The organism is Allobosea sp. RCC_152_1 (assembly GCF_041360765.1).
In the GTDB taxonomy this organism is placed as follows: Bacteria; Pseudomonadota; Alphaproteobacteria; order Rhizobiales; family Beijerinckiaceae; genus Allobosea; species Allobosea spartocytisi.
The window spans coordinates 64,922-81,551 of the sequence record NZ_JBFUPU010000001.1; the positions used below are offsets into that span (position 1 = coordinate 64,922).

General features: G+C 67.2%; 13 protein-coding genes. 10 read left to right on the forward strand and 3 right to left on the reverse strand.

Annotated elements, in window-relative coordinates:
- Window positions 1–7 precede the first annotated feature (7 nt).
- Both AB6806_RS00320 and AB6806_RS00325 read left to right on the forward strand, forming a co-directional pair.
- Window positions 8–1,072, forward strand: a complete 1,065-nt coding sequence (locus AB6806_RS00320; protein ID WP_051987719.1) for an AbrB family transcriptional regulator — start codon at window positions 8–10, stop codon at window positions 1,070–1,072.
- Between the two features lie 145 nt (window positions 1,073–1,217).
- Window positions 1,218–2,573 carry a protoporphyrinogen/coproporphyrinogen oxidase gene (locus tag AB6806_RS00325; RefSeq protein ID WP_112763346.1) on the forward strand — a complete coding sequence of 452 codons (1,356 nt, stop codon included), beginning with the start codon at window positions 1,218–1,220 and terminating at the stop codon, window positions 2,571–2,573.
- Between the two features lie 28 nt (window positions 2,574–2,601).
- On the opposite strand, the gene AB6806_RS00330 is transcribed toward AB6806_RS00325, so the two are convergent.
- Both AB6806_RS00330 and AB6806_RS00335 read right to left on the reverse strand, forming a co-directional pair.
- Window positions 2,602–3,534, reverse strand: a complete 933-nt coding sequence (locus AB6806_RS00330; RefSeq protein ID WP_142020225.1) for an SMP-30/gluconolactonase/LRE family protein — start codon at window positions 3,532–3,534, stop codon at window positions 2,602–2,604.
- Window positions 3,535–3,596: 62 nt separating this feature from the next.
- A complete protein-coding gene (locus tag AB6806_RS00335; RefSeq protein ID WP_038361212.1) occupies window positions 3,597–4,502 on the reverse strand; it encodes a LysR family transcriptional regulator in 906 nt (301 codons plus the stop codon).
- Window positions 4,503–4,629: 127 nt separating this feature from the next.
- Here AB6806_RS00335 and AB6806_RS00340 point away from each other — a divergent pair, with 127 nt between their 5' ends.
- From AB6806_RS00340 to AB6806_RS00375, 8 genes are all read left to right on the forward strand, one after another.
- Window positions 4,630–6,066, forward strand: coding sequence for an FAD-binding oxidoreductase (locus tag AB6806_RS00340; protein ID WP_370953888.1), 1,437 nt, complete (start codon window positions 4,630–4,632; stop codon window positions 6,064–6,066).
- A complete protein-coding gene (locus AB6806_RS00345) occupies window positions 6,063–7,250 on the forward strand; it encodes an FAD-binding protein (RefSeq protein ID WP_370953889.1) in 1,188 nt (395 codons plus the stop codon). Before AB6806_RS00340 ends, AB6806_RS00345 begins: the two co-directional genes overlap by 4 nt.
- Complete coding sequence (locus AB6806_RS00350; protein ID WP_370954297.1) at window positions 7,250–7,885, forward strand: DUF2585 domain-containing protein; 636 nt, start codon at window positions 7,250–7,252, stop codon at window positions 7,883–7,885. Before AB6806_RS00345 ends, AB6806_RS00350 begins: the two co-directional genes overlap by 1 nt.
- 275 nt (window positions 7,886–8,160) lie before the next feature.
- Entirely contained in the window at window positions 8,161–9,534 is a 1,374-nt protein-coding gene (gene glcF, locus AB6806_RS00355; RefSeq protein ID WP_370953890.1) for a glycolate oxidase subunit GlcF, read from the forward strand.
- A gap of 221 nt (window positions 9,535–9,755) precedes the next feature.
- On the forward strand, window positions 9,756–11,330 hold the full coding sequence (gene hisS / locus AB6806_RS00360; protein ID WP_370953891.1) for a histidine--tRNA ligase: 1,575 nt from the start codon (window positions 9,756–9,758) through the stop codon (window positions 11,328–11,330).
- A 135-nt stretch (window positions 11,331–11,465) separates the two neighbouring features.
- Window positions 11,466–12,578: an ATP phosphoribosyltransferase regulatory subunit gene (locus tag AB6806_RS00365; RefSeq protein WP_370953892.1), complete on the forward strand. Its 1,113-nt coding sequence runs from the start codon at window positions 11,466–11,468 to the stop codon at window positions 12,576–12,578.
- A complete protein-coding gene (gene hisG, locus AB6806_RS00370) occupies window positions 12,575–13,564 on the forward strand; it encodes an ATP phosphoribosyltransferase (RefSeq protein ID WP_370953893.1) in 990 nt (329 codons plus the stop codon). The genes AB6806_RS00365 and hisG overlap by 4 nt, the downstream gene beginning before the upstream one ends.
- Before the next feature lie 151 nt (window positions 13,565–13,715).
- Window positions 13,716–14,201 carry an META domain-containing protein gene (locus tag AB6806_RS00375; protein ID WP_038361233.1) on the forward strand — a complete coding sequence of 162 codons (486 nt, stop codon included), beginning with the start codon at window positions 13,716–13,718 and terminating at the stop codon, window positions 14,199–14,201.
- A 156-nt stretch (window positions 14,202–14,357) separates the two neighbouring features.
- Here the strand turns inward: AB6806_RS00375 and AB6806_RS00380 are convergent, their stop codons facing one another.
- Window positions 14,358–16,451 carry an ABC transporter ATP-binding protein/permease gene (locus tag AB6806_RS00380; RefSeq protein ID WP_038361236.1) on the reverse strand — a complete coding sequence of 698 codons (2,094 nt, stop codon included), beginning with the start codon at window positions 16,449–16,451 and terminating at the stop codon, window positions 14,358–14,360.
- Between the last annotated feature and the right edge of the window lie 179 nt (window positions 16,452–16,630).

Here is a 16,630-nt window from a genome sequence, read left to right on the forward strand (position 1 = left end):
GGGCAGAATGAGACTGTTCGGCTACCCTTCCTCGCGATTTGCGCTCCTCGGACGCGAGGCGGTCGTCATCGCGATCGCGGCGCTCGGGGGCGCCCTGTTCGCGACGCTCGGCATGCCCGCCGCCTGGCTGTCGGGGTCGATGCTGCTCAGCACCATTGTGTCGCTGATTCGCCCGCTGCCGGCGCTCAGGCGCCCCTGGTTCGATTCGACGATGCTGTTCTCGGGCACGATTCTCGGCTCGGCCGCGACGCCCGAGGCGCTGGCCGCGCTCGCGCGCTATCCGGCTTCGCTCGCGGTTCTGCTCGTCGGCGTCGCGGCGATCATGCTCGCGACCGGGGCTTATCTGCGCCATGTCGCGCGCTGGCCCTGGATCGACGCGCTTCTCGCCGCCGCGCCGGGCGCGCTCTCGACCGTTCTGGCGATCGCCCAGGCGAAGGGCGCCAATATCGGCCGCATCTCGGTCGTCCAGCTCTTCCGGCTGCTGGTCCTGGTCGCGTTCCTGCCGAGCCTGATGCAGGCGACCGGCACCTCGGCGGGCGCGCCGGCGCCGGTCCTGACGGCCGTCGGTCCCTCGACCATGCTGGGTCTGGTCATGGCCGGGTTGCTGCTGGGTCTCAGCTTCGAGCGCATCGGGCTTGCCGCGCCCTTGATGTTCGGAGCGACCTTCGCCAGCGCGATCCTCCATGGCAGCGGGCTCGTCGAAGGCAGCTTGCCGCAGCCGATCCAGATCGCGGTGCAGATCCTGCTCGGCTCGACCATGGGCGGGCGCATCGCCCATATCCCGCGCAAGGAGCTGCGCGGCCTGTTCCCGCTGGCGATCGGCGGCTTCGCCGTCTCGATGGGCGTCGCCTTCCTCTTCGCCTGGCCGGCGGCCTGGCTGGCGGGAGTGCCTTATGCCAGCGGCATGGCGGCTTTCGCACCGGGCGGGCTCGAGGCCATGGCGATGCTCGCCTTCGCCATGGGGCTCGACACGCTTTATGTCGGCGCCCACCATCTGGTGCGGTTCGTGGTGATCGGCCTCGCCATGCCGCTCGTGCTGATGCGGATCAAGGGCGAGAAGCCCGGCTCCTAAGTGCCGCCGCTCCGTTAGCGTTAACAGTTCATGACGATCTGAGCCCTTGATTGTGAAGTCGGCTCAAATCGGGATTCATCCGCTCCTGTTACGTCAGTTCATGCCGGAACCTGCCGGCGGGCTTCGGAACGCGGGGGCTTTCTCCATGGACATCGCAGTCAAGGCGCCGGCCGTCTGGCGCCGTCTCGCCAAGCCTGTCGCGATCATCGGCGCCGGCATCGCCGGGCTGACGGCGGCTTTCGATATCGAGCGGCGCGGCTTGCAGGCTGCGGTCTTCGAGACCGGCCGCGCGGTCGGCGGCATGGCTTCCTCCTTCAAGGATGCCGAGGGCTACACCTATGATTTCGGCGCGCATTTCGTCAGCAACCGGCTGGCGGACGCGCTCGGCGCGAGCGAGATCTCGCGAACCGTCGGTCACTACGGCGAAGCGGTCTCGCTCGGCGGGCGCAGCTACAGCTACCCCTTCGGGCTGGCGGCGTCGCCGCGCTACGCGGTCAGCGCCTTCGCGGCCCGGTTAAGCCCCGGTAAGGTCGAGAACGCCGCCGACTGGTTCCGAAACGCCTATGGCGAGGCGCTGGCGCAGGATGTCGCGATTCCGCTGGCGGAGGCCTGGTCCGGCGCTCCGGCGAGCGAGCTTTCTCCGGCCGTCGGACAGAAGCTCTCGGCCGGGGTGATGAAGACGCTCTATCTCAAGGCCGCCTCCCGCGTCACGGGTCGTGCGGTCTGCAACGGCTATTCGCACGAGATGCCGGAGAGCCCGCGCGTCTATCATGTCTATCCGGAAGGTGGCGTCTCGCGGCTGCTGGAGCCGACGATGAAGCAGGTCGGCCACCGCATCGAACTGGAAGCGCGCGTCGAGCGCGTCTTCGTCGAGCGCGGCCGCGTCGCCGCGATCCAGGTCAATGGCCGCGAGATCGGCGTTTCGGCGGCGATCAGCACGGCGCCCGTTCATGTCCTGCCGCGCCTCGTCGAGGGCACGGACCAGCTCGACGAGCTCGGCCAGTTCCGCTACCGGCCGATGATCTTCGTCAATCTGCGCTTCGAGGGCCGCAACCTGCTGCCCGACACGATGTTGTGGGTGCCGGACCGTTCGCAGCCCTTCTTCCGGGTGACGGAGGCCCCGGCCGCGATGCCCTGGCTCGCGCCGGAGGGGCGCACCCAACTGACCTTCGACATCGGCTGCGAGGTTGGCGACGCCCATTGGTCGATGTCGGACGAGGAACTCGCGACGCTCTGCCTCGAAGGGCTCTGCCGGATCTATCCGCATCTGCGGGCGCGCTATATCGGCGCCGGCGGGATGCTGAAGACGCCCTTCGCCTACCCGGTCTATCTCTCGCGCTACGAGCAGCGGCGGCAGGCCTTCGCGCGCGGCACCGGCGTCGCCGGGCTCTACAGCATCGGCCGCAACGGCGAGTTCGCCCATCTGCTGATGGAGGACATCTACTGGCGCACGCTGAAGCGCATGCAGCATGTGGCCGATTATGTCGGGCAGGACGTGTAGCGCCCTGCCGCGCTGACCCCACTTGGGATCAGGGCCGCCGCGCGCCGTTGGTGTGAGTCATCACCGAATAGAGCGAAGTCGTGCCGCAGATGAAGAGGCGGTTGAGCTTGGGGCCGCCCCAGCAGACATTCGCGACTATTTCGGGAATCGCGACCTTGCCGATCAGCGTGCCGTCCGGGTGGTAGATGTGGACGCCGTCGGCGGCGCTGGTCCAGATCCGGCCCTCGACATCGAGACGGAAGCCGTCGAACAGCCCATTCGTGCAGGTGGCGAAGACCTTCGAGGCGCCGAGCGTCTTGCCGTCGGCGCCGACCGCGAAGGCGCGGATATGGCGCGGGCCGTTCTCGGGGTCGTGGCTGGCGCCGGTATCGGCGATGTAGAGGATGCTCTCGTCGGGCGAGAAGGCGAGGCCGTTCGGCTTGACGAAATCATCGGCGGCGATGGCGATTTCGCCGGTTTGCCCGTCGATCCGGTAGACATGGCAGGCGCCGATCTCGCTCGGCGACTTGTCACCCTCATAGTCGGTGAGGATGCCGTAATCGGGGTCGGTGAACCAGATCGAGCCGTCCGATTTCACGACGACGTCGTTGGGCGAGTTCAATCGCTTGCCGCCATAATGGCTCGCCAGCACGGTGACCCTGCCGTCATGCTCGGTGCGCGTCACCTGCCGCCCGCCATGCTCGCAGGTGACGAGCCGGCCCTGCGCGTCGACCGTGTTGCCGTTGGAATTTCGGGCGGGCTCGCGGAAGACGGCCGTCTGGCCGGAGAGGGCGTCGAAGCGCAGCATCCGGTTGTTGGGAATGTCGGACCAGACCAGCGTGTTATGGGCGGGAAACCAGGCCGGCCCCTCCGACCAGCGCGCACCCGTCCAGAGCCGCTCGACCCGGGCCGAGCCGGGAACGATGCGGTGGAAGCGCGGATCGAGAACCGAAACGCCTGTGCCTTCGAGCACGCCGAACATGACTATCCTCCCATAAGCCCTTTCCCGGAGCATCCTCCCGCGGCCTGGCCGCCGGCAATGCCCTATAGCGCAAGCCCCGCATCCCAATAGGGCGTGGCGCCGTAGAGTTCGGCGAGATAGTCGACGAAGGCGCGCACCTTCTGCTCCATGTGGCGGCGGCTCGGATAGACGGCATGGACCGCGACGCGCGAGCCCACCGCATAGGCCGGCAGGACCCGTTGCAGGGCGCCGGATTTCAGCTCCGGCCCGACATCCCAGGTCGAGCGCAGGGCGATGCCGACGCCGGCCAGCAGCGCCTCCCGCACCACCTCGCTCGAATTGGTCCTGAGCGGACCGCCGACCCTCACCGAGACAGGACCTTCCGGCCCATCCAGCCGCCAATGGTCGGCATTGTGCGCGATCAGCGTATGCCGCGAGAGCGCGGCGATGTCGGTCGGCGTCCCGTGCGCTGCGAGATAGCCCGGCGTGGCGCAGAGCACGCGGTGGTTCGGGGCGAGCCGCTTCGCCACGAGGCTGGAATCCTGCAGATCGGCGATCCTGACCGCGAGGTCGAAGCCTTCTCCCACCACATCGACGAAGGCGTCGCTCAGCACGAGCTCGACGGTCACCAGCGGGTTGGCGTCGAGGAAGGCCTTGAGATGGGGGGCGATATGCATCCGGCCGAAAGAGGTGGGCGCCGAGACGCGTAAGGTGCCGCGCACCTGTCCCGCGCCGCTCGCGACCCAGGCCTCCGCCTCCTCGATCGAGGAGAGAATCGAGACGACGCGCTCGTAGAAGCCTTGCCCGGCCTCGGTCAAAGCGAGCTGCCGCGTCGTGCGCTGCAGCAGCCGCACCCCCAGCCGCTCCTCGAGGCGCCGGATGCGCTTCGAAATGACCGCGGGTGACAGATTGAGCTGCCGTCCCGCGGCCGACATGCTCCTCGCCGTGACGACATGGGCGAAGACGTCGAGATCGCCGAACCGATCCATGGCAAGCCCACCTTTTCCATTTTGGAAATAATGGCTGGCTTTCCACACGCGCTGCAAGTGGTCTTGAATTGGTCTAGTCTCCGGCGCAATCAGAGCCGTGTGTTTCGCGGGGCGAGGGGAGGGACAGATGAGCGCGATTGCCTTTCCGGAGCCGGATGCCGGCATTCTCGCCCGCCGCGAATCGATCATCGCCGGCCTGTCCCGGCTGGTTCCGCCGCAGGCCCTGATCACCAGCGACGACGAGCGGCGCCCCTATGAGACCGATGCGCTCACCGCCTATCGCCGCATGCCGCTGGCGGTCGTCCTGCCCTCGACGACGCAGGAGGTCGCGGCGGTCCTGCGCTATTGCCTGGAACAGGGCGTGCCGGTGGTCCCGCGCGGCTCCGGCACCTCGCTCGCCGGCGGGGCGATCCCGCAGGAGGACGCCGTGGTGATCGGCGTCTCGAAGATGAACCGCATCCTCGAGATCGACTATGCCAACCGGATCGCCAGGGTCGAAGCCGGCGTCACCAATCTCGCGGTGACCGGTGCAGTCTCGGCGGAGGGCTTCTTCTACGCGCCCGATCCATCCTCGCAGCTCGCCTGCTCGATCGGCGGCAATATCGGCATGAACTCGGGCGGGGCGCATTGCCTGAAATACGGCGTCACCACCAACAACGTCCTCGGCGTCACCATGGTGATGCTCGACGGCAGCATCGTTGAAATCGGCGGCGGCCATCTCGATTCGCCCGGCTACGATCTGCTCGGCCTGATCAACGGCTCGGAAGGCCAGCTCGGCATCGTCACCGAGGCGACGGTGCGCATTCTGCGCGCGGCGGAAGGAGCGCGTCCCGTGCTCTTCGGCTTCCCGACCAGCGAGCAGGCCGGCGCGGCGGTGGCCGCCATCATCGGCGCCGGCATCATCCCGGTCGCGATGGAGTTCATGGACAAGCCGGCGATCGAGATCTGCGAGGCCTTCGCCAAGGCCGGCTATCCGATGGATGTCGAGGCGCTGCTGATCATCGAGGTCGAGGGCTCCGACACCGAGATGGACGCTCAACTCGCCCGAATCGTCGCCATCGCCCGTGAGCACGGCGTCAAGACGGTGAAGGAGAGCCAGTCGGCCATGGAGTCGGCGGCGATCTGGAAGGGCCGCAAATCGGCCTTCGGCGCGACCGGCCGCATCGCCGACTATATCTGCATGGACGGCACGATCCCGACCGGCCAGCTCCCTTATGTGCTCAAGCGCATGGACGAGATCGTGAAAGCTTACGGCCTGCGCGTCGCCAATGTCTTCCACGCCGGCGACGGCAATCTCCACCCGCTGATCCTCTACAACTGCAACGATCCGGTCGAGGCGCAGAAGGCGGAGGATGCCGGCATGGACATCCTCAAGCTCTGCGTCGAGGTCGGCGGCTGCCTCACCGGCGAGCATGGCGTCGGTATCGAGAAGCGCGATCTGATGACCTTCCAGTTCACCGAAGCCGACCTCGCCCAGCAGATGCGGGTGCGGGCGGTGTTCGATGCAGGGTGGCTGCTCAACCCGGCCAAGGTGTTCCCGCTGGAAGGCAGGGTCGCGGCGTGACCATCCACACCCCCACCACCGAGGCGCAGGCCTGCGCCGTCGTGAAATCCGTGGTCGACAACAACGTGCCGCTGATCCTGCGCGGCGGCGGCACGCGTGCCGGGCTCGGCCGGCCCGCCCAGGCTGCGAGCACGCTTTCCAGCGCGGGCCTCACCGGGATCACGCTCTACGAACCGGCCGAGATGGTCATCGCCGCCCGCGCCGGCACGCCGCTGCAGATCGTGCAGGAAACCCTGACCGAGCGCGGCCAGATGCTGCCCTTCGAGCCAATGGACCATCGCGCCCTCTATGGCAGCGAGGGCGAGCCGACGATCGGCGCGGTCGCCGCCTGCAATGTCTCGGGCCCGCGCCGGATCAACGCCGGCGCCGCGCGTGATTCCCTGATCGGCGTCCGGCTGGTCAATGGCCGCGGCGAGCTCGTCAAATCGGGCGGCCGGGTGATGAAGAACGTCACTGGCCTCGACCTCGTGAAGCTCCTCAGTGGCAGCCACGGCACGCTCGGCTTCCTGACCGAAGTCACCTTCCGCGTGCTGCCGCGGCCGGAGCGCATCGCGACGCTGCAATGGCGCGGCCTCTCCGACGAAGTGGGAGTTGCACTGTTGGCGAAAGCGCTGGGCTCGCCCTTCGAGCCGATGGCGGCGGCGCATCTCCCGGCCCGGATCGCTGGCGAGGAGGCGCTGACCCTGCTGCGTCTGGAGAATTTTTCGGACTCGATCGATTACCGTGCCGCTGAACTCGCGCTGCTGCTCGGCGACTATGGCACGCCCGATCGGCTGGAAGGAACAGCCCCGACCGAGCTCTGGGTCGACATCCGCGATGCGGCCTTCTTCGCCGGGAGCGATGACGCGGTCTGGCGGCTCTCGCTCGCTCCGACCAACGGCCCGAAGGCCGCCGCTGCGATCGCGCGGATGATCCCGGCTGCACGCTGCTTCTACGACTGGGGCGGCGGACTGGTCTGGCTCGCGGTTCCCGCCTATGGCGATGCCGGCGCCGCCGCGATCCGTGCCGCGCTGAAGCCCCTCGGCGGCCATGCCACGCTGGTCCGGGCGCCGGATGCGATCCGCGCCGCCGTCGACGTGTTCCAGCCGCTGGCCGAGCCGCTGATGCGGGTGACGGCCGGCATCAAGAAAAGCTTCGATCCCGCCGGCATCTTCGAGCCCGGCCGGATGTATGCGGGGATATGATGGCGCTCGCCGAACCGGTTTCCAGCGAATTTGCCGCGCCGCGCCCGAGCTGGGCGCCGGGGCGTCTCGGCCCTCTTGCGATCGCCGGGTTGGCGCTGCTGCTGGTGGCGGCGGCCGCCGTGATCCTCATGGCCATGGGCCGCGAACCGATCTGCAAATGCGGCTATGTGAAGTTCTGGCAGGGGCAGGTTTTCTCCTCCGAGAACTCCCAGCACATCGCCGACTGGTACACCTTCTCGCACATCATCCACGGCTTCCTGTTCTATGGCCTGTTCTGGCTGGTGCGCCGCCTGACCGGCCTGCCGATCTCCTTCGGGCTGGCGCTGCTGCTCGCCATCATCATCGAAGGCGCCTGGGAGATCACCGAGAACTCGCCGGCCGTGATCGAGCACTACCGCTCGGCGACGATCTCGCTCGACTATTACGGCGACAGCGTCCTGAACTCGGTCAGCGACATCCTCTCGATGGTGCTGGGCTTTCTCGTCGCGCGGCTCGCGCCGGTCTGGCTGACGGTTTCGAGCGCTCTCGCCATGGAACTGATCGTCGGCTGGCTGATCCGCGACAATCTCACCCTCAACGTCATCATGCTGCTCTGGCCGATGGACTGGATCAAAGCCTGGCAGGGTGGGGCCTGAACAAGCGCGCAAGAGGGCAGATCTATGAGAATCTACAAGCTTGACCCCGGCACGACCTACAAGCGGTTGGCCGTTAGAAACGCGGATGGAATGTTTGCCCTTGGAGATCCAGCCCTTGGCAAGAAGCGGCATACCCAGGACAATCAAGTCTACGTAAAGAGTGAGGACGAAGCTGTTCGGCTTGTCCTTTCTGGGCATTACATCAGGGTGGAAAGCGAGACCTCCCCGAGCTTGGTGCGAAAAAATCTCTATGTTGATGGCACTAAGGTGAGTTGATGCAGACCAACTTCACCCCTGAGCGCCTCGCCTCCGATCCGCGCATGCCGGCCTCGGAGAAGATTCTGCGGACTTGCGTGCATTGCGGCTTCTGCACCGCGACCTGCCCGACCTATCTGCTGCTCGGCGACGAGCTCGATTCCCCGCGCGGGCGCATCTACCTGATCAAGGACATGCTGGAGAACGGCAAGCCGGCCACCGCCGAGGTGGTGCAGCACATCGACCGTTGCCTCTCCTGCCTCTCCTGCATGACGACCTGCCCGTCCGGCGTCCACTACATGCACCTCGTCGACCATGCCCGCGCGCATATCGAGGAGACCTATACGCGCTCCTGGCATGACCGTTTGCTGCGCAAGGTGCTGGCGGCGATCCTGCCCTATCCCGGCCGCTTCCGCGCCGCGATGCTGATGGCCCTGGCGGCCAAGCCGCTCGCTCCGGTGCTCGGCGTTCTTCCGGTCGTCGGCAACCGGCTGAAGGCGATGCTGGCGCTGGCGCCCGCGCGCCTGCCGACGCGCTCGGCGATGGAAGGCCCGCAAAGCTTCCCGCCGCCGGCCGAGCGAGCGAAGCGCGTCGCCTTGCTCTCCGGCTGCGCCCAGCCGGTGCTCGACCCCGCCATCAATGAGGCGACGATCCGCCTGCTCAACCGCCACGGCGTCGAGGTCGTGCTGCCGAAGGGCGAGGGCTGCTGCGGCGCTCTCGTCCACCATATGGGGCAGGAGCACGACGCGCTCGCCTTCGCCCGGAAGAACGTCGACGCCTGGACGGCGGAGATCGAGGGCGAGGGGCTCGACGCCATCCTGATCACAGCCTCAGGCTGCGGCACGACGATCAAGGATTACGGCTTCATGTTCCGCAACGAGCCGGCTTACGCCGAGAAGGCGGCGAAGGTCTCAGGCTTGGCCAAGGACGTCACCGAGTTCCTGGAGACGCTGGAGCTTTCGGCCGTGCGTGATGTCGCGATGCCGATCGCCTATCATTCGGCCTGCTCGATGCAGCATGGCCAGCAGCTCAAGGACGGGCCGAAGCGCCTGTTGTCGGGCGCCGGCTTCAAGGTCAAGGAGGTGCCGGAGGGCCATATCTGCTGCGGCTCGGCCGGCGTCTACAACATCCTCCAGCCCGAGATCGCGGGGAAGCTGCGCGAGCGCAAGATCGGCAATATCGAGCGGACGAAGCCGATGCTGGTCGCGACCGGCAATATCGGCTGCATGACCCAGCTCGCGAAGGGTTTTGCGGACAAGGGCGCGACCACGCCGGTGGTGCATACCGCCGAGCTGCTCGACTGGGCGACCGGGGGCCCACTGCCGGAAAAGCTGGCGCGGGCAGGGATCGAGGATCGGCCTTTGCGGGTGCATGCGCTGGCGGCGGCGGAGTAGCTTCCTTCTCCCCTCGGGGGAAAAGGTGCCGGCAGGCGGATGAGGGCGGCTCGACGCCTGCATTCCCTCATCCGTCAGCGCTGCGCGCTGCTACCTTCTCACCCGAGGGGAGAAGGACACGCTTGCTCGTCGCGCCTGTACGGTCTAACCCGCCAGCGTACCCATTCTGGGCAATCTATCCACATGTGGGTAGGTGGCCCGTACCCGAGTTCCGCACGCCCATGTCCGCCGACAAGCCCACCCCTGCCAAGCTGAAAGCCCGCCAGCCGCGCGGCTTCGTCGATCGTGGCCCGGCCGATGTCGCCGCCACCGAGCGCATGCTCGCCGTCATCCGCGAGCAGTTTGCCCTTTATGGCTTCGATCCGGTCGAGACGCCCTTCGTCGAGTACACCGACGCGCTTGGAAAATTCCTGCCGGATCAGGACCGGCCGAACGAGGGTGTCTTCTCCTTCCAGGACGATGATGAGCAGTGGCTCTCGCTGCGCTACGATCTGACGGCGCCGCTCGCTCGCTATGTCGCGGAGAATTTCGACGCGCTGCTAAAGCCCTATCGCGGCTACCAAGTCGGCTATGTCTTCCGCAACGAGAAGCCGGGCCCCGGCCGCTTCCGTCAGTTCATGCAGTTCGACGCGGATATCGTCGGCTCGGGCACCGTCGCGGGCGATGCCGAGATCTGCATGCTCGCCGCCGATACGATGGAGGCGCTCGGCATCAAGCGCGGCGACTATGTCGTCAAGGTCAACAACCGCAAGGTGCTCGACGGCGTGATGGATGCGGCTGGCATCGACCCCGCCGCGCGCCTCACTGTGCTGCGCGCGATCGACAAGGCCGACAAGTTCCCGCTTGAAGAGGTCCGCAAGCTCCTCGGCGACGGCCGCAAGGATGAGAGCGGCGACTTCACCAAGGGAGCGGGTCTGTCCCCCGCGCAGACGGATCGCATCATTCGCTATCTGGAACTCGGCCAGAAGCTCGCGGAGCTGGGCAAAGCCAATGCCGAGGACAGCGAAGGTTCCGCCAAGCTCTCGGCCGAGGCTCTCACCGATCTGCGCGGCCTTGTCGAAGATGCCGAGAATGGCCGCGCCGGCATCGGGGAACTGGAGCAGATCCGGGAGTTGATCACGGTGGCCGGCTATCTCGGGCGGATCATTATCGACCCCTCCGTCGTCCGCGGCCTCGAATACTACACCGGCTCGGTCTACGAGGTGGAGCTGACCTTCCCGGTCACCAACGACGACGGCCAAATCGTGCGCTTCGGCTCGGTCGCGGGCGGCGGGCGCTATGACGGGCTGGTCGGCCGCTTCCGGCCCGAGCCCGTGCCGGCAGTCGGCTTCTCGATCGGCGTTTCCAGGCTCTATTCGGCGCTGAAGGCGGTGAAGTCGCCCATCGTCGATAGCAGGAACGGACTGCCTCTCGTCGTCGTCACGGCGATGGACAACAAGTCGCCGGAGTTCATGCCGGGCTATCAGGCGATGGTCGCAGGCTTGCGCCAGGCCAAGGATGCCGAGGGCAAGCCGCTGCTGCGCGCGGACCTCTATCTCGGCTCTTCCGGCTTCAACGCCCAGATGAAATATGCCGACCGGCGCGGCGCGATCTGCGCGGTCATTCAGGGCTCGTCCGAGCGCGAGGCCGGCACCGTCGTCATCAAGGATTTGATCCTCGGCGCCGAACTCGCCGCCGCCAGCCGCGACGTCAAGGATTCCGCCGAGCACAAGGCCAAGCAGGCCGAGGCTCAGTTCGCCGTACCCGTAGCGGAACTGGTCGAGGGCGTGAAGCGGGTGCTGGCGCGACATTCGTGAGGCACTGAGAACCCTCTCCCTGCGGGAGAGGGTTCCGTTCAGTCCTTCGATTCCCATTCACCCATTTCCCTCAAATCCCTCGAAAATCCTCCGCGCCGCTGCTAGGACGACGCTCGCAACAGGACAGGACGACCCGTGCCCGCAAGCCGCGCCAGCATCGAGACCGTGATCGCGCTCTTCGCGGGCGAGGGCTATGGGCATGCCGAACCCGCGATCCTCCAGCCCGCCGACGTCTTCCTCGACCTGTCGGGCGAGGATATCCGCCGCCGCATCTTCATGACGCAGGATGCCGACGGGCGCGACTGGTGCCTGAGGCCCGAATACACCATCCCCGTCGCGCTCGATCACATCGCCTCGGGCTCGACGGAGCCTGCAGCCTATGGCTATGCCGGCCCGGTCTTCCGCATGCGCGCCGGCGAGCCCGGCGAGTTCCAGCAGGCGGGAATCGAATCCTTCGGCCGTGCCGATTTCACCGCCGCCGATGCCGAGATCATGGGGCTCACCATCGAGGCGACCGCTGCGCTGGGCCTGCAGGCGCCGCGCATCCTGATGGGTGACGTCGCGCTGCTCGGCGCGCTGCTCGACCGGCTGGCCGTGCCCCAAGGCGCACGCCGGCGCCTAGTGCGCGCCATCGTGCAGGGCAGGGGGACGCAGGCCGTCGAGGCGCTCGATCCCCCGCTCGCCGAGGGCGAGGCCGCCCATGCCGGCCTGCTCAAGGCGCTGGAAGGGCAGGATCCCAAGGCCGCCCGTGCCTTCGTCGAGGATGTGCTCTCCATCGCCGGCATCTCGACGGTCGGCGGGCGCAGCGCCGCCGATATCGCCGAGCGCTTCCTCGCCCGCGCCGCCGAGCGCGAGAATCCGATCAATGGCGACGTCAAGGCGTTGCTGGCGCAGGTGCTGGGCGTCTCGGGCGATCCCGATACGGCCTCCGCCGCGCTCAGGGCCTTGGCCGATCAGGCCTCGCTCGATCTCAGTCGCGAACTGGACGCCTTCGACGAGCGCACCGGCTTCCTGGCCGCGCGCGGGGTCGATGTCGGCGCCATCGGGTTCTCGGCGGGCTTTGCGCGCAATCTCGACTATTACACCGGCTTCATCTTCGAGCTGCACGATCCCGCGCGTGGCGACGGCAAGCCTGTGGCCGGCGGCGGGCGCTACGACAACCTGCTCGGGCGCCTCGGCGCGAAGCGCGCGATCCCCGCGGTCGGCGCCTCCCTCTGGCTCGACCGTCTGGCGGGAGAGACCCCATGACTCAAGCGCCGCAAGCCAATGATGCTCCTCTCGTCCTCGCCGTCCCCTCCAAGGGCCGGCTGCAGGAGAACGCCACCGCCTTCTTCGGCCGCGCCGGGCTGAAATTCGTCAAGGCCAGCGGCGAGCGCGGCTATCGCGGCAGCATCGCAGGCGTCGAGGGGACGGAGGTCGCCTTCCTCTCCGCCTCGGAAATCGTCGCCCAGCTCGCCTCGGGCGCGGCCCATCTCGGCATCACCGGCGAGGATCTGGTTCGCGAGCAGCTCTCCGATGCCGATGCGGCGGTGGAGATGCTGACGCCGCTCGGCTTCGGCCAGGCCAATGTCGTCGTCGCCGTGCCGCAGGCCTGGATCGACGTGCGCAGCATGGCCGATCTCGAGGACGTCGCCTCGACCATGCGCGCCCGCCACGGCCGCAAGCTGCGCGTCGCCACCAAATATGTGAACCTGACCCGCCGCTTCTTCGCTGAGCATGGGCTCGCGGATTACCGCATCGTCGAGAGCCTGGGCGCGACGGAAGGCGCCCCTGCCGCCGGCACCGCCGAGATCGTCGTCGACATCACCACGACCGGCGCGACACTCGCGGCGAATGCGCTCAAGGTGCTGGACGATGGCGTGATGCTCGCATCCGAAGCCAATCTCGTCGCCTCGACGCGCGCGCCCTGGGGCGATCGCGCCAGGGCTGCCGCCAGGACGATTCTCTCCCGCATCGCGGCGGAGGAGGAGGCGCGCACGGTCCGCGAAATCCGCGCCAGGTTAGACCTCGATGCGTCGGCGCTGGCTGCGCTGACGGAACGCTTCGGCGCGCGGCTGCCCTTCGGCGCGCCGGCCACGGGGGCGCCATTGACCCTGCATTGCCCGGACAAGGCGGTCTTCGCGCTGGTCGAGGAGCTCGACCGCAAGGGCGCGGACGACATCACCGTCACCGCGCCGACCTATGTCTTCCGTCGCGCGAACCGGCTGCTGGAGCGGCTCGACGCCCGGATCTGAACGCATAACCGGCCATCCGGCTGTGCGCTTTCCGGCGCAGCAGCCTTGATCCTGAACCAATTGGCATCTACGCGTTTAACCATGAAGGGGTCCGCGGCCCATTTGATCCTGGATCGAGGCGGCCGCGCGCGTGAATGCAGGTAAGACGAAGATGACTCGACGCCTTGGCCTTGCGGCCGTCCTTGCTGCGCTGGTTGCACCGATGCTGATGCCGGGAGAGGCCGCCGCGCAGCGCCGCCAGCAGATGCCGTCCCGCGAGGAGCTCGGCGGTGGCGGCACGGCGATTCCGCTGCCGCAGCAGGAGAAGACCTTCCCGATCGGCGCGAGCTGGAGCGTCATCGAACTCAACGGCAAGCCGGTCTATGATCGCCGCGCCACCCTGATGATCGACGCAAATTTGCGCGGCACGGGCTTCGGCGGCTGCAACACCTTCTCGGCCTCCGCCTATCCGCTGCGCCAGCAGGCTCTCGCGGTCGGGCCGATCGCGCTGACCAAGCGCTCCTGCGACAAGGGGCTGCTCGATTTCGAGCGCTCCTTCCTGACGACTTTGCGCGCCACCCAGAAATGGGACCTGGTCAATGGCCGCCTGGTGCTCAAGGGCAGCGCCGGCGAATTGGTGCTCAGCCGCACGCTCTGAGTTCTTGAGCCGACAGGCTCGGGCTCAACCGGACCATTCTCCCGACGCCAATCGCCCAGCAACAGCGGACTGAATATGATGTTCAGTCCGCTGTTGCTGGGCTTTGTTCTTGCGTCGGCCTCTCCCAAAACCGCATGCCGCTTCTCGGGCTGACGATCAGGCGACCGGCGCCTTTTCTGTCGGCGTCGGTGTGAAGGTGCCGTCGGCATTGGGCTCCATCGTCACGATGGCATCGTGCATCTCGCGCAGCGTTGCCCGGTGGCCGATCGAGACGATGCGCGTCTCCGGCAATTCCGTGTCGATGGTCGCGTAGATCTCGCCTTCGAGCTTCTCGTCGAGCGAGGCGGTCGCCTCGTCGAGGAAGAGCCAGTCCGGCTTGCTCAGCAGGGCGCGGGCGACCGCCAGCCGCTGCTGCTCGCCGCCCGAGAGACGCTGGCCCCAGAGATCGACCTCGTCGAGCCTGTCGGCGAGATGGCCGAGCTTGACCTTCGCCATGGCGGCGCGGATCGCGGCGTCGTCATAGGCGCCTTCCTCGGCCGGGTAGGCGAGCGCCGCACGTAGCGAGCCCTGCGGCAGATAGGGGCGCTGCGGCAGCAGCATGATCTGCGCATCCGCCGGGATTCCGACCTTGCCGTCGCCGAAGGGCCAGATGCCGGCGATGGCACGGAACAGGGTCGACTTGCCCGAGCCCGAAGGGCCGATCAGCAGGGTCGAGCGCGCCTGGCCGAAATCGAGCCGCTCGAACCGGACGATCGGCTGGCCGTTCGGCAGCGACAGCACCGCCTTGCCGACATGCAGGCCGCCGTCGCGCGACGTCTCGCGGCTCAGCGCCTCCTCGCTGATCGCGCCGTGCTGCGCATCGGCGATCGCTGTCTCGAAGGAGGTCAGGCGGTTGATCGAAGCGAGGTAGGAGGCGATCGAGGAGTAGCTGTTGATGATGAAGGACAGCGCCGTCTGCACCCGGTCGAAGGCGCCCGAGACCTGCTGCAATATGCCGAGCGTGATCGTGCCGGCGAAGAAATACGGTGCCAGGATGATGGTCGGGACGACCACGCTGGCCTGGTTGTAGGAAAAGGTGAAGGCGGTGAGCTTCAGCCGGCGCCAGACCAGCCGGTAGAAGTTCTCGACGATATCACGGAAGCGCTGGGCGAGGTGGCTGCGCTCCGTCGGCTCGCCGACCATCAGCGCGATCTGCTCGGAATATTCGCGCAGGCGCGCCAGGGAGAAGCGGAAATTCGCCTCCCGCTTCTCCTGCTCGAACTCGAGCCGGATCAGGGGGCGGCCGATGAGGTGGGTCAGCCAGGTCGCCGCCGCCGCATAGAAGAACGCCACCCAGAAGATGTAGCCGGGGACCGCGAAGGAGGTGCCGGGCAGGGTGAAGGCGACGGGGATGTTCCAGAGGATGATCGAGAACGAGACCAGCGTGGAGATCTGCGAGAGCAGAGGCAGTGCGAAATTATAGGTCTGGTTGACGAAGGCTCGCGTGTCTTCGGCGATGCGCTGGTCGGGGTTGTCGACGCTGCCGACCAGGGCGATCCGGTAATGCGTGGCGTGGCTGAGCCAGCGCTCGGTGTATTCGCGCGCCATGAACTGCCGCCAGCGGATCAGGATCGTGTAGTTGGCGAACAGCTCGATCAGATTCGAGACGACCCAGATCGTTGCCCAAGGCACGAACACCCAGAAGATCTGATACCAGAAGCTCGGCGCGTCCTTGTTCTGCAGCGAGTCGAACATGTCGCGGCTGAAGAACGAGATCCTGAGCGAGATGCCGACCTGGAGCTGGTTTATGACGACCAGGAAGACGAGGAGCGCGACGGCGAGCCGTCCGAGCCGGATCTGGTAGGGGCCGATCGGCCAGAGATTGGCGGTGGTCACCTCGTCGGTTTCGAAGAAGGGCGAGGCGAGCCGCGAGATGCGTGCGATCACCGGTACGAAGGAGATCGCGTAGATCAGGACGCCGAAGACGCCGACCGTGGTCGGCAGGCTGGTCGGAATCGCGGGAATGCCCAAGGGCGCCGGCCACAGCCCGGTCTGGGCGAGCAGCGCGGCCGCGCCGAACAGCACATATTCGATGGCGAAGACGCCGGAGAAGATGCGCAGGAAGAACGTCAGCGCCGGCGAGCGGAAGGTCACCGCCGCCAGCAACAGGCCGATGACGCCCATGCCGATGATGGCGGCCGATTGGGCCGAAGCGCCGACCGCCAGCGCGGCGGCCGCCATCACGGCGACGAGAATGCTCAACAGGCGCATGGGCTGTAATCCTGGCGGGAAACGGTGGAGGCCACGATTCGGACCATGTCGCAGCGCCGATGGCCTTTCAATGGCAACGCGCGCAGATGAGCAAATTGTCATCCGCCGGAGAGGCGAACAACAGCGTGATATTACCCAGCGAGGTGGCTGCTTGCGGCCACCCGGAGCGCTCCAATCGA

Excerpts from the sequence above, each read along its gene's own strand:
- hisG (WP_370953893.1), top strand. The coding sequence starts at position 12,575 with ATGACTCAAGCGCCGCAAGCCAATGATGCTCCTCTCGTCCTCGCCGTC.
- AB6806_RS00340 (WP_370953888.1), top strand. The coding sequence starts at position 4,630 with ATGAGCGCGATTGCCTTTCCGGAGCCGGATGCCGGCATTCTCGCCCGC.
- AB6806_RS00375 (WP_038361233.1), top strand. The coding sequence starts at position 13,716 with ATGACTCGACGCCTTGGCCTTGCGGCCGTCCTTGCTGCGCTGGTTGCA.
- hisS (WP_370953891.1), top strand. The coding sequence starts at position 9,756 with ATGTCCGCCGACAAGCCCACCCCTGCCAAGCTGAAAGCCCGCCAGCCG.
- AB6806_RS00325 (WP_112763346.1), top strand. The coding sequence starts at position 1,218 with ATGGACATCGCAGTCAAGGCGCCGGCCGTCTGGCGCCGTCTCGCCAAG.
- AB6806_RS00350 (WP_370954297.1), top strand. The coding sequence starts at position 7,250 with ATGGCGCTCGCCGAACCGGTTTCCAGCGAATTTGCCGCGCCGCGCCCG.
- glcF (WP_370953890.1), top strand. The coding sequence starts at position 8,161 with ATGCAGACCAACTTCACCCCTGAGCGCCTCGCCTCCGATCCGCGCATG.
- AB6806_RS00320 (WP_051987719.1), top strand. The coding sequence starts at position 8 with ATGAGACTGTTCGGCTACCCTTCCTCGCGATTTGCGCTCCTCGGACGC.
- AB6806_RS00330 (WP_142020225.1), bottom strand. The coding sequence starts at position 3,534 with ATGTTCGGCGTGCTCGAAGGCACAGGCGTTTCGGTTCTCGATCCGCGC.
- AB6806_RS00380 (WP_038361236.1), bottom strand. The coding sequence starts at position 16,451 with ATGCGCCTGTTGAGCATTCTCGTCGCCGTGATGGCGGCCGCCGCGCTG.
- AB6806_RS00335 (WP_038361212.1), bottom strand. The coding sequence starts at position 4,502 with ATGGATCGGTTCGGCGATCTCGACGTCTTCGCCCATGTCGTCACGGCG.